This window comes from Microvirga sp. BF8 (genome assembly GCF_059888585.1).
On sequence record NZ_CM187619.1, the window covers coordinates 315,018 to 327,224 of the forward strand.

Here is a 12,207-nt window from a genome sequence, read left to right on the forward strand (position 1 = left end):
ATGACGGGAATCTCATATCGGTCGATCTGCTTTCACCTTGCCCTCGGCGCCGCTGTGCTGGGACTGCCCGGTGTTGGCACCGCACAGGATAAGGCCCCGGGCGCGGCAACCGCCGCCACGCAGAAGCCGGCAGATTCGCCTAAGGATCCCAAGGCAAATCCATATTGCGCCAATATCGCCGATGCCGCCGCGGACGCTCGTTTCGCGTGGCAGAAAGAGACGCTGACGAACCTCGAAAAGGAAATCGAGGGGCGCATAAAGGTCCTCGAGCAGAAGCGCGCCGAGTACGAAGAGTGGCTGGCCAAGCGCAATGAGTTTCTCGCCAAGGCCGACGAGACGGTTGTCGCGATCTATTCCCGCATGCGTCCCGACTCTGCCGCGCTTCAGCTTGCCAACATGCAGGACGAGGTCGCTGCTGCCATCCTCGCGAAGCTCAATCCTCGCAGCGCGAGTGCCGTTCTCAATGAGATGGAACCGGCACGGGCCGCGCAGCTGACGAACGTGCTGACCGATGCCGCCAAGCGCTCCCAGGAAAGCGAAAAGTCATGATCAAGTACATCCCGTTGTCGGTGATGATGCTCTCCCTTGGGGCGTGTGCATCCAGCGAACTTGGGCGGGAACCTGCCATGACCCCGGTCGGGTACGGCCTGACCGTTGCGAGGGAACCAGTCCCGACAGTGTTTCCTACAGCGGGCAGGACATCGCACTATTCCCTGTGGACACAGAACAGCGCGGACCTCTTCCAGGACCCCAGGGCCAAGAAGGTCGGCGACGTCATCACGATCAACATCCAGATCAACGACAAGGCGCAGTTCGACAACGCGAGCGACCGTTCTCGTAACTCCAAGATCAATCTCGGCTTCGGCGGCAAGTATGACTTCAACGGAAACTCCGGCAAATATTCCGCGGACGGAGACATTCGTTCGGGATCGTCGACCGAAGGTCAGGGTTCGATCGATCGTTCCGAGAAACTTCGTCTCTCCGTGGCGGCCGTCGTCACGGAGGTCCTGCCGAACGGCAATATGATCATCAGCGGTTCCCAGGAAGTGCGCGTCAACTTCGAGGTTCGCGTCTTGAATATCGCCGGCATCGTTCGCCCGAGCGATGTGTCCCGCAAGAATACGATCAGCTACGACAAGATTGCCGAAGCACGTATTTCCTACGGAGGGAGAGGCCGGATCACGGATGTCCAGCAGCCGGCGTGGGGACAGCAGATCTACGATGCGATCACTCCATTCTAAACAGGGTCAAGGAGTCGCCATATGGCTCGAAAGAGGAAAATGGGACTTCCCGTGCCCGGTGGACGGGGCGGATGGCTTGTCACTTTAGCCATTCTGTCGTTGCTTGCGACCGGAACCGGCGGACTTTTCGGCCTGTACCTCGTTTCGACGGTTGAAAAGGCTGTCGACGAAAAGAAAAAGAGTGAAGAGGGCAAGAAGTCTCCCACGCTTCTCTATACCGGCGACCTTGCGTTGAGACCCATCGCTCCCGTGGTGACGAATCTCGCGAATGCGGACGATGTATGGATCCGGCTCGAGTCCTCGATCATCTTCACGAATGGAGCGCTCCAGAACCCCGACGTCGCAGTTGCCGAAATTCGGCAGGACATTCTTGCCTATTTGAGGACGCTGTCCATCGCCCAAATTCAGGGAGCAAGCGGGCTTCAGCATCTGCGGGAAGATTTGAACGAGCGCGTCGCTCTGCGGTCAAAAGGCCTGGTTCGTGAGATCGTCGTCGAGACGCTTGTCGTGCAGTAGGCCCCTGCTTTTCCCCGAGGGCGGCGATTGAGCGCATGGTGTCGTCTCGTTCGTCTCTCGTAGATCTCTTCCCAGAGAAATCGTCACAGACCGTCAAATGATATTGAGAATTTTTTACTTTATCTCGTTTTCACTCCTGGCCACCGCGGCGAGGGCGCAGGTGCCTGGTCTGGAATCGCTTCTACCGCCGGGAGACGGCGCGGCCAGCGGCCGGATCATCCAGATTGTCGCTCTCCTCACGGTGCTCTCGCTCGCCCCTGGTCTGCTGATCATGGTGACGAGCTTCACGCGATTTGTGGTGGCTCTGTCCTTTCTGCGGTCCGGATTGGGACTTCAGAGCACGCCGGCGAATCTGTTTCTCATCAGTCTGTCCTTGTTCATGACCTTCTATGTCATGGCGCCGACATTCGACCGCGCCTGGAACGACGGTATTCGTCCACTGACGGAGAACAGGATTTCGGAAGCGGAGGCCTTCACGCGCGTCGCGGAACCGTTCCGCGAATTCATGCTGTCACATGTCCGTCCGAAAGACTTGCAGACCTTCAGCGACATGGCGGCGGCAAGTTTTCCGAAGGCGGACGAGAATGCGAAGGTCGATTTGCGGATCATCATCCCGGCCTTCATGATCTCTGAGCTTCGTCGCGGATTTGAAATTGGATTCTTGATCGCGTTGCCCTTTCTCGTCATCGACATGATCGTCGCTACCCTGGTAATGTCCATGGGCATGATGATGATGCCGCCGACCGTGATATCGTTGCCGTTCAAGATATTGTTCTTCCTGCTGATCGATGGCTGGAACATTCTCATCAGCGGGCTGGTCCGGTCCTATTTCTGAGCACTCCTCCCTATAGGCGCAGACAGGCTCTGGCCGGGACGGTCCGTTAAGCAATCGTTAGCCATAACGGCGCGCCGGATGACCCGGTGCGCCTTCGCGCTTGACTAAGACGAAAGCTTCGCGCAAGCTTCAACCGTCGCAAAGACGAAATGGCAGGTTGAACGGACGGTCTATGCGTCCGTCCTTCGAAGGCATGATGCCGCCCTGCCATACCGGTGCAAGTCCGGTATGTCCCGCCAAAACGTGTTGCTTTCAAAGGGACAACTCACATGTCTAGCCTTCTGACGAATACCTCCGCCATGACCGCCCTGACGACGCTGAAAAGCATCGCAGGACAGCTCGACCAGACCTCCAGCCGCATCTCGACCGGCCTGAAGGTGGCGGACGCCTCCGACAACGCCGCCTACTGGTCGATCGCCACCACCATCCGCGCCGACAACGGCTCGCTCGGTGCGGTGAAGGACGCCCTCGGCCTCGGTGCCAACTCGGTCGACACGGCCTTCAACGGCATGAACCGCTCGATCGACATCATGAAGGACATCCAGTCGAAGCTGACTGCTGCGATGTCGCCGAACGTCGACCGCGCCAAGATCCAGACCGAAATCGACGCCAAGCTGAAGGAACTGAAGCAGACCGCCGAAGCCTCGGTGGTGTCGGGCGAAAACTGGCTCTCCACCGACTCCGGAGCCGGCAACTACGTCTCCGACCGTAAGATCGTCGCCTCGTTCACCCGTGAAAACGGCGCCGTGACGGTCGATACCGTTAACGTCTCGGTCGACACGACCAAGCTGTACGACAAGACGACCGCAGTTGCGACGGCTGGTACCGACGCCGCCAAGGGCACGATCGTCACCGACTGGGAAACCGCCCAGGACACCTACACAGCGGCCAAGGCGACGTTCGAGGCGAGCTCCAAGGACGCCGCGGCGATCACGGCCCTCGAGACGGCCAAGACCACCTATGAGACGGCCAAGACCACCTTCGAGACCGACCGCAAGACCGCCAACGATGGTGTCACGGCCGGTACGGACGGTGAGGGCGGCATCCTGAACAAGTCCTATGCGGTGCATGGGGCCGACGAGGATGGCTTTCTGAAGCACTACGAGCTGTCGGTTGACAAGCTCGACATCTCGAACATCCAGAACCAGGACCTGTCGAAGCTCCGCGCCTACATCACGGTGGTGGACAAGGCCCTGAGCGCGATGACCGACGCGGCGACCACGCTCGGCGCCAACAAGACGCAGATCACCTCGCAGACGACCTTCGTCGAATCGCTGATCAAGGCGAACGAGCGTTCGATCGGTACCCTTGTGGACGCCGACATGGAAGAAGAGTCGACCCGCCTCAAGGCGCTGCAGGTTCAGCAGCAGCTCGGCGTCCAGTCGCTCAGCATTGCCAACGGCAACACGCAGAACATCCTCTCGCTGTTCCGTTAATCTGAGCGATCCCGTTCCTCTTGGAACGAGCCTCATGAAGCCACGCTCCCCGGAGCGTGGCTTTTTTTATCGTTCCGGGCGATGAGCAGCCCCGTCCGGACCTCGGCCGAGGTGCGATCCAAAGCGTCCGCAGGCTTTTCCTTCCCGCAGGCCGATGAAAGAAAGTCGATCTCCGCTGAAGCTGACGACAGCTTCGCGCAAGCTTCGCGTGCAAAGGTCCCGCGCATAGCAGGTTGAATCGACCGGGCCGGACGCGATTCGAAGGCATGATGCCGCCCTGCTATACCGGTGCAAGCCCGGTATGTCCCTAGGGATAGCCAATGTCTTGGTTCGTCCCGCATCCTCTCCTCGCTAAAAGGGACAGCCATGTCTAGCCTTCTGACGAATACCTCCGCCATGACCGCCCTGACGACGCTGAAAAGCATCGCGGGACAGCTCGATAAGACCTCCGCCCGGATCTCGACCGGCCTGAAGGTGAACGACGCCTCCGACAACGCCGCCTACTGGTCGATCGCCACCACCATCCGCGCCGACAACGGCTCGCTCGGTGCGGTGAAGGACGCTCTCGGCCTCGGCGCAGCGTCCGTCGACACAGCCTTCAACGGCATGAACCGCTCGATCGAGCTGATGAAGGACATCCAGGCCAAGCTGACGGCCGCGATGTCGCCGAACGTCGACCGCGCCAAGATCCAGACCGAAATCGACGCCAAGCTGAAGGAACTGAAGCAGACCGCCGAAGCCTCGGTGGTGTCGGGCGAAAACTGGCTCTCCACGGACGGCAATGCCGGCAACTACGTTTCCGACCGTAAGGTTGTGGCCTCGTTCACCCGCATCGATGGCAATATCACCGTCGATACGGTGACGATCTCCGTCGACGACACGAAGCTGTACGACAAGAAGACCGCAGCTGCGACGGCCGGTACCGACTCTGCCAAAGCCGCGATCGTCACCACCTGGGAGACCGCCCAGGACACCTATGAAGCGGCAAAGGTGACGTTCGAAAAGAGCGCCAAGGATGCTGCGGCGATCACGGCTCTCGAGACGGCCAAGACCACCTTTGAGACGGCCAAGACCACCTTCGAGACCGACCGCAAGACTGCCAACGACGCCGTCACGGCCGGTGTGGACGGTGAGGGCGGCATCCTGAACAAGTCCTATGCGGTGCATGCGGCTGATGAGGATGGCTTCCTGAAGCACTACGAGCTGTCGGTCGATCAGCTCGACATCTCGAACATCCAGAACCAGGACCTGTCGAAGCTCCGCGCCTATATCCAGATCGTGGACAAGGCCCTGGGCGACATGACCGACGCAGCGACCACGCTCGGTGCCAACAAGACGCAGATCACCTCGCAGACGGCCTTTGTCGAATCGCTGATCAAGGCGAACGAGCGTTCGATTGGTACTCTTGTGGACGCCGACATGGAAGAAGAGTCGACCCGCCTCAAGGCGCTGCAGGTTCAGCAGCAGCTCGGCGTTCAGGCGCTCAGCATCGCCAACGGCAGCACGCAGAGCATCCTCTCGCTGTTCCAGGGCTAATAACCCGGAGTCGCAGGAGCGTTCTTCTCCACCCATTGTTTCAGTGAAAGCCGCACCCTTGGGCGCGGCTTTTCTCTTACGCAATCTCCACACAAGATTGACGGGCGAAATTGCTGCGGACTTTAACCTTTTCTCGCAATGAGCCCTTCGATGACCGGTCGCCAGCACGCCGAAAAATTGTGGACCAACATACTTGAGCTTGGAGCACGCCGCCTCGCAGCCCTTGGTCTCATTGGACTTGCTGTCTTTCTGGGAGTCGGAATCGGGGCCTATTACCTGAGCCGCCCCGCCCAGGAAGCGCTCTATGTCGGGCTCGAGCGGGAGGATGTGAGCCGAATCGGTTCGGTCCTGAAGGACGCGGGAATTCCATTCGATGTCAGCGCCGACGGCACCGCAGTCATGGTCCGTTACGGGCACACCGCACAGGCGCGAATGCTGCTGGCCGAAAAGGGGCTGCCGCAGAGTTCAAAATCCGGATACGAGCTCTTCAATGATCTGGGTTCGCTGGGCCTCACCTCCTTCATGCAGGAGGTAACGCGCGTTCGCGCGTTGGAAGGCGAGATCGCCCGCACGGTTCAGACCATGAAGGGCATCAAGGCGGCACGGGTTCACATTGTCCTGCCCGACCGGGGTTCGTTCCGGCGCGATCAGCAGCCTGCCTCAGCCTCGGTCGTCATTCGCACCGAGCCGGCGGACGATATGAGCTCCGCGCAGGCCATCAGGCATCTCGTGGCCTCTGCCATCCCGGGAATGAAAGCCGACAAGGTGACGGTGCTCAACACGGATGGCATGCTCCTGATGTCCGGGGAGGACGGCGTCAACGCCTCGACAGGGCGAATGGCAAGCCTCGAGCGCAATGTCAGCCGGGAGATCCAGGACAACATCCGCAGGACGCTGACTCCCTATCTCGGCCTCGGAAATTTCGAGATCAGCGTCGCAGCACGCCTGAACACCGACAAGACCAGCATCAATGAAACGATCTACAATCCGGAGTCGAAGGTCGAGCGCTCCGTGCGCACCATCAAGGAGACGGAAGTCTCCCAGAACCGCGCAAATCAGAAGCCGACAACGGTACAGCAAAATCTTCCTGAGGAGCGCGTGCGGGCCGATAGCGGCGATAGCTCCAGCGAGGATAATCAGCGTCGCGAAGAGCTGACGAACTACGAAATCTCCTCAAAGACGATTCAGACTGTCAGCGACGGATATGCCATCAAGAACCTCTCCGTCGCCGTGCTGGTCAACCGCAGCCGCCTTTCGGCTCTCTCTGGAGGCGATGCCGAAAACCAGGCAAAGATCGATGCCAAAATCGCTGAAATCGAACAACTTGTCTCGTCAGCGGCAGGCTTCGAAAAGGCGCGTGGCGACCAAATCAAGGTTGCGGCAGTTGGGTTCATCGACGACGGACGCATGATGGAGCCTGCGCCGCCACTCGGCCTCACGGAGGTTCTCATGCGGCAGTTTGGGAACATCATCAATGCCGCGACGATCCTCATCGTGACGTCCTTGCTCATCTGGTTCGGATTGCGTCCGGCAGTGACAGCCATTCTGGCGCGGCCCGAGACTGAGAATGTCTTCGAGAATGCGACCCCTGCCATCGAGAGCCTGGCAGCGGCAGCAGAGCAGACCGCGCAGATCGAATCCACCGAAACCGTTCCGAATCTCATTGAAGATCTGACGGGCAAGATGAGCCGTTCGCCGCAGAAGAAGCTCGAGCAACTGGTTGAGTACGATGAGGATCATGCCGCATCGATCCTCAAGCAGTGGCTGATCCAAGAGGCGGCCTGATGTCAAACGGGATCGCAGACTACTTGCTCGAATTCAATCTTGATGGAACCGGGAAGGTCGGCACTTCGCGTCCTTCGAGGCCGATCGTCGTTCCCCATGAGGAGCGGCGCGACGAAACGACAGAGCTGATTCGCGCCGCCGAGGCGCAGGCAAGGGAAGAAGAAAGGCAGATCGCCGAACAAACGCTGGCAGCTGCTCTCGCTTCGGAACGAAGGCAGGCAGAGGACAGGCTGCATCGTGAGCGGGCAAAGTGGATCCAGGAAGCGGCGGAAAAGCTGTCGTCTGAACTCAGGCAGGGCCTGCACAGCCTCGAAGCGAAGCTGAGCAACAGTGTCGCCCGGATTCTCGTGCCGTTTCTGAGCGATGTGCTTCGCGAGCAGGTTGTGGCGGAACTCTCGCAGACCCTTCGCACCCTGCTCACCGACGAACGCGCAGGGAAAATTTCGATCACCGGACCAGAAGAGCTCCTGGCCGCGTTGAAACAACGTCTCGGCGATGAGGGCCCGGCTCTCGATTACATCATCGATGAGGACAGCGAGATCCGTATCGTCGCTGACGAGACGATCCTTGAGACCCAGTTGAAAACGTGGATTGGCCGAATGGCTGATGCCGTTAAGCCGAGCTGAGCATGCCTGATCCGGACAAGCAGGAAATCATTATCGTACGCCGCTATGAGGCGGAGGAGGAACATCACAAAGGTGGTGTCTGGAAGATTGCTCACGCCGATTTCATGACGGCAATGATGGCCTTCTTCCTGGTGATGTGGCTGATCAGCGTGACAGACAACGAGACGCGCTCGACGATCTCGAACTATTTCAATCCCTTGAAACTCGCGGAGAGCACGACGGATCGCAAAGGTCTCAACGATCCGAAGAACGACTCGCACGAGACAAAGGAAGGCAGCGCCAACACATCGACGAAGAAGGGAAGCGGTGAGGAGAAGGGCGGCCGCGCGCCCCAGAGCCAGAGGTCGCAGATGGAGGAGGGAGCTCTCTTCCAAGATCCATATGCCGTCTTGGCGAGGCTGGCGACGGAAAGCGATTCGGACCAGCCGCAAATCAACTCCGGTCTGGACATGGCTGTTGGCGAAGCCGGCGACCCCGGCATGAACGGCGGAGAGGCTTACAGGGATCCGTTCGACCCTCTCTACTGGCAGGTGACACCGGGACCGAAGCCGAAGACGAAGACACCTGGAACTCCGGGGACCATGCCCCCGGCGCCGCGGGAGGGCACGATCGATGCGCTCGCCCCCTCATCGAAGGCGCTTACCGATCTCGCCGCCAGCGAGCAGGATGCAAAACAGCCGGCTCCGGGACAAGCCGCTGACAAGGCAGCTCAGCCAAACACGCGGGCGCCTGCGCCCCAGAATGCGGGCAAGCCGGCCGCCACGCCCGCCGACATGGATCTTCAGGCCGAGATTGCCAAGGCGGTACAGCCCGCCAAGGTATCGGGCTCCGCACCCAACGTCGAAGTCAACCGTACGGGGGAAGGCCTCCTCATCAGTGTTACGGATGATCTTAATTTCAGCATGTTTGCCGTTGGCTCGGCCGAACCGCAGCCGAAGGTCGTTCGCGCGATGGAGAAGATCGCGAAGGTCATCGGCGCGCGTCCCGGCAGGATCGTCATCCGCGGGCATACGGACGGGCGGCCGTTCAAGTCCGATACCTATGACAACTGGCGTCTGTCGACCGCGCGGGCGCACATGGCCGCCTATATGCTCATTCGCGGTGGAGTGGACGAGACTCGCATCGAGCATATCGAGGGATACGCCGATCGGAGCCTGAAGAACCGATCGGACCCGAATGCAGCGGAGAATCGCAGGATCGAGATCCTTCTGCGGGAGACGCCCTAGTGTCGGTCCTGCTGCGGCTTGCACTGTTGGTTGCCGTTCTCTCGACCTCTCCGGCTCATGCCGCGATCGAGCAGGGGGAAGAGCACGCGAAGGCAGTCGCCTTGCCGGTCGAACTCGTGCGGACGCTTCAGGCTCTGCAGGACCAGATCGCCGCAGGCTCGACGAATGCGCATGTCGCACAGAGGGCGCTTCTCACCCATATCGACGAGAGACTGATGCCTCTGGGTGCAGAGGTATGGCGTGACAGCAAGAACATTCGCGCGGCCGTTGTCTATGTATTGAGCGGCGGCAGGCCGGATCTTCTCAAAAGAATTCTTTCGTTCGAAGCGGTCCCGGCGCCCGAGGATGCTCTCGTCAAGGGCGCCTTGGCCTATGTCGAGGGTCGTGAAGCCGAAGCCCAGAAGCTTCTTGCTGATATCGATCCGCATAGCCTGCCAGCCACGCTTTCCGGACAGATCGCGCTTGTAAAGGCCGCCCTCAATGTCAGGGATGATCCCGCGAAGTCGGTCGAGCTTCTCGACTTCGCGCGCCTGCAACTGCCCGGAACTCTCGTGGAGGAAGCTGCGCTGCGTCGTGAAATCTTCGTCGTGGGCCAAATCGGCGATACGAAGAAGTTCGACTCGCTGTCACGCCAATATCTCCGGCGGTTCCGCTACTCCGTCTATTCCGGAAACTTCCGTCAGCGCTTTGCGGCCGCTCTTACGCGTCTCGAATTTGCACGCGATCCTAACTTCTTCTCCAGGCTGGTTGCAATGCTGGGTGAACTCGAGCCTGCAGGACGACTGGAGCTGTACTTGATGGTGGCCCGCGCCGCGATCAACCAGGGACAGACCCAGGCTGCGATCCTGGCGTCGGACAAGGCCCGCGAACTGTCCGCGGAGGACAAGGTCAGCGCTGCGCGGGCCCGGCTCTATCACGCGGCGGCCATCATCGTGACGGCCAACGGCTTTGATGAAGGCGTGGCTGAACTCAGGATGATCGATCGGTCGATCCTTCCAGCGGCGGATATCGCGCTTTTGGAATCGGCTCTTTCCATGGCGACGTATATCCGCGGCAACCCGCAAGGGGCGACCGCGGTTGCCGCGTCGGAGCCGCAACGTGACGCCGATCCCGCCATTGAGAAGCCAACGCCCACCATTTCCCGCGCACAGGAAGCGCTTGGTGCGGTCGATCAACTTGTCCGGAAGGGAACCCGATGAGCAAGCTCGAATTCCTTCTCCAGAATGCCATGCGTCGAACGGAAGCGCAGGCCCAGAAAGGGGTCTTTCCGGGCATTGCCGACGGCAAGGCGGCAAATGGATCCTCGGAAGCCTCGAATTTCGATGCGCTGCTTCAGACACTTTCCGGCAAAGGCGGCGGCGGGCAGGCCCAGGTTCAGCAATCTCCCCTGCTGATCATGCCCATCGGACCGGCGACCAAGGACGCCGAGTCAGAGCAATCCGGTGAATTCGAGGACGGCGAACCAGCCCGGGAGGACGTGTCGGGCGACCTTGGCAGCCAAACCGATTTCGCCATGCCGAAGCAGGAAGCGGCACCCGCCGTTCAGGCAGGATTTCCCTCACTGATCGTCCCGCAGCCCAACCCTGCGCCGGCCCAGCCGAAGTCGCCCTCCGCAACCACGCCGGCGTCACTGCTGGAGTTGATCCGCCCGAAGGATGATGGCGACGCGCAGGACATGATGCAGAAGCTCGCGAGCGCCTCGTCGCTGAAGGCGTCGGTGCTCCATCAGGAAGCTCATTTCAAGCCGGTACCGTCAAGTGCCGTCCCGGTGGATGCATCCGGGCAGAGCCAGGCCGGTGCCGCTCCTCCCGTTGACGCGCTGCAGGCCAGGAATGCGGAAGCGCTGCTTGCGGCCGGCCATGGCATCGCGGCGAAGGACGAGGGCGGCAAGGCCGCCGTCGCTGCCGCTCCCGCGATGCACAATGAGACCGCCGACCCGGCGACCAGCGCGCTGATCCTGCACAGAATCGCGAGCGCGGTCGCGGCCGAAACCGCCAAGACGGAGATGGCGGGCGAGGGGGCGCCGAAAGTCGATCAGGCTCCTGGCTCCATCGTTCTCAAGCCGTCGGAAGGTGTCCTGCGGGTCCTGAACATCCAGTTGCATCCGGTGGAACTGGGCGTCGTGACCGTGAAGATGCGGCTGTCCGGCGAGCAGCTCGAGATGGAGCTTCACACCAGCAGTGACGAGACGGCCGACATCCTTCGAAAGGATTCGGAAAAGCTCTCCGGATTGCTGCGCTCCTCGGGATACCGGGCCGACATCGTCACCATTCACGTGACGACGGATGCAGCGCAGCAGGACGCTCTCGGGGGGCAGAAGCAGCAGTGGGGAGCCCAGTCCCAGTCAGGGGGGTTCCAGCAGGGGCAAGCGGGTCAGGAAGAGCGGGCAAGGCGATCTTCGAATGGAACAGATGGGACAGGACACAGGACGCAAGGCGGGACTGAAGACGCATCTGCTGTCGGCACTCATGCAGGTGGTGTTTATCTGTAGCGCGGCACCCGCGGCTCTCGCGAACACGAATGCCTGCGAACGTGAGATGCTGCGGGCTTCTTCGAAGCACGGCGTCCCGCTCGGAATGCTTTATGCCGTCGGCCTGGCCGAGACAGGCAACCGCGGATCGTTGCAGCCTTATGCCATGAACATCGAAGGGCGCGCCTACTTTGCGCAGAGCGCGGGGGATGCTCTCCAGCGCTTCGAGGAAGCGCGCCGTACCGGTGCCAGGCTGATCGACCTCGGCTGCATGCAGATCAACCATTACTATCACAGGGAGCGGTTCACATCGCTGGAGAGCATGCTGAATCCCCGGGACAATGTCGATTATGCCGCTCAGTACCTGAAGCAGCTTCGCGTGCGGGAGGGCAGCTGGACCATGGCCATTGCCCGCTATCATGCCGGTCCGAACAACGATCCGGCACAGAAGCAATATGTCTGCCGGGTCATGACGAACATGGTCGCGACCGGATTCGGGCAATGGACGCCGACGGCGCGGTCATTCTGTCAATGAG

The 12,207-nt window shown here is 60.6% G+C and carries 12 protein-coding genes; all 12 read left to right on the plus strand.

Annotated elements, in window-relative coordinates; genetic code table 11:
- The 12 genes from AC522E_RS01425 (at position 1) to AC522E_RS01480 (ending at position 12,206) form a co-directional block, all read left to right on the plus strand.
- Positions 1–549, plus strand: coding sequence for a MotE family protein (locus tag AC522E_RS01425; protein ID WP_500750554.1), 549 nt, complete (start codon positions 1–3; stop codon positions 547–549).
- Positions 546–1,241, plus strand: coding sequence for a flagellar basal body L-ring protein FlgH (flgH, locus tag AC522E_RS01430; RefSeq protein WP_500748632.1), 696 nt, complete (start codon positions 546–548; stop codon positions 1,239–1,241). Before AC522E_RS01425 ends, flgH begins: the two co-directional genes overlap by 4 nt.
- A gap of 21 nt (positions 1,242–1,262) precedes the next feature.
- Positions 1,263–1,757, plus strand: coding sequence for a flagellar basal body-associated FliL family protein (locus AC522E_RS01435; RefSeq protein ID WP_500748633.1), 495 nt, complete (start codon positions 1,263–1,265; stop codon positions 1,755–1,757).
- 97 nt (positions 1,758–1,854) lie between these two features.
- A complete protein-coding gene (fliP, locus tag AC522E_RS01440; protein WP_500748634.1) occupies positions 1,855–2,592 on the plus strand; it encodes a flagellar type III secretion system pore protein FliP in 738 nt (245 codons plus the stop codon).
- Positions 2,593–2,861: 269 nt separating this feature from the next.
- On the plus strand, positions 2,862–4,028 hold the full coding sequence (locus tag AC522E_RS01445) for a flagellin N-terminal helical domain-containing protein (protein ID WP_500748635.1): 1,167 nt from the start codon (positions 2,862–2,864) through the stop codon (positions 4,026–4,028).
- Positions 4,029–4,394: 366 nt separating this feature from the next.
- The gene (locus tag AC522E_RS01450) at positions 4,395–5,564 is read left to right on the plus strand and encodes a flagellin N-terminal helical domain-containing protein (protein ID WP_500748636.1); all 1,170 of its coding nucleotides are present in this window, start codon (positions 4,395–4,397) and stop codon (positions 5,562–5,564) included.
- A gap of 150 nt (positions 5,565–5,714) precedes the next feature.
- Positions 5,715–7,349, plus strand: a complete 1,635-nt coding sequence (gene fliF / locus AC522E_RS01455) for a flagellar basal-body MS-ring/collar protein FliF (protein ID WP_500748637.1) — start codon at positions 5,715–5,717, stop codon at positions 7,347–7,349.
- The gene (locus AC522E_RS01460; RefSeq protein WP_500748638.1) at positions 7,349–7,975 is read left to right on the plus strand and encodes a hypothetical protein; all 627 of its coding nucleotides are present in this window, start codon (positions 7,349–7,351) and stop codon (positions 7,973–7,975) included. The genes fliF and AC522E_RS01460 overlap by 1 nt, the downstream gene beginning before the upstream one ends.
- Positions 7,976–7,977: 2 nt before the next feature.
- Positions 7,978–9,201, plus strand: a complete 1,224-nt coding sequence (locus AC522E_RS01465) for a MotB family protein (RefSeq protein WP_500748639.1) — start codon at positions 7,978–7,980, stop codon at positions 9,199–9,201.
- A complete protein-coding gene (locus tag AC522E_RS01470) occupies positions 9,201–10,400 on the plus strand; it encodes a MotC family chemotaxis protein (protein WP_500748640.1) in 1,200 nt (399 codons plus the stop codon). Before AC522E_RS01465 ends, AC522E_RS01470 begins: the two co-directional genes overlap by 1 nt.
- The gene (gene fliK / locus AC522E_RS01475) at positions 10,397–11,692 is read left to right on the plus strand and encodes a flagellar hook-length control protein FliK (RefSeq protein WP_500748641.1); all 1,296 of its coding nucleotides are present in this window, start codon (positions 10,397–10,399) and stop codon (positions 11,690–11,692) included. Before AC522E_RS01470 ends, fliK begins: the two co-directional genes overlap by 4 nt.
- Positions 11,670–12,206 (plus strand): transglycosylase SLT domain-containing protein, encoded by a 537-nt coding sequence (locus tag AC522E_RS01480; RefSeq protein ID WP_500750555.1) that lies wholly within the window; start codon positions 11,670–11,672, stop codon positions 12,204–12,206. Before fliK ends, AC522E_RS01480 begins: the two co-directional genes overlap by 23 nt.
- The last annotated feature ends 1 nt before the right edge of the window (position 12,207 follow it).

Coding starts and splice junctions, on each gene's coding strand:
- AC522E_RS01425 (WP_500750554.1), top strand. CDS start 1: ATGACGGGAATCTCATATCGGTCGATCTGCTTTCACCTTGCCCTCGGC.
- flgH (WP_500748632.1), top strand. CDS start 546: ATGATCAAGTACATCCCGTTGTCGGTGATGATGCTCTCCCTTGGGGCG.
- AC522E_RS01435 (WP_500748633.1), top strand. CDS start 1,263: ATGGCTCGAAAGAGGAAAATGGGACTTCCCGTGCCCGGTGGACGGGGC.
- fliP (WP_500748634.1), top strand. CDS start 1,855: ATGATATTGAGAATTTTTTACTTTATCTCGTTTTCACTCCTGGCCACC.
- AC522E_RS01445 (WP_500748635.1), top strand. CDS start 2,862: ATGTCTAGCCTTCTGACGAATACCTCCGCCATGACCGCCCTGACGACG.
- AC522E_RS01450 (WP_500748636.1), top strand. CDS start 4,395: ATGTCTAGCCTTCTGACGAATACCTCCGCCATGACCGCCCTGACGACG.
- fliF (WP_500748637.1), top strand. CDS start 5,715: ATGACCGGTCGCCAGCACGCCGAAAAATTGTGGACCAACATACTTGAG.
- AC522E_RS01460 (WP_500748638.1), top strand. CDS start 7,349: ATGTCAAACGGGATCGCAGACTACTTGCTCGAATTCAATCTTGATGGA.
- AC522E_RS01465 (WP_500748639.1), top strand. CDS start 7,978: ATGCCTGATCCGGACAAGCAGGAAATCATTATCGTACGCCGCTATGAG.
- fliK (WP_500748641.1), top strand. CDS start 10,397: ATGAGCAAGCTCGAATTCCTTCTCCAGAATGCCATGCGTCGAACGGAA.
- AC522E_RS01480 (WP_500750555.1), top strand. CDS start 11,670: ATGCAGGTGGTGTTTATCTGTAGCGCGGCACCCGCGGCTCTCGCGAAC.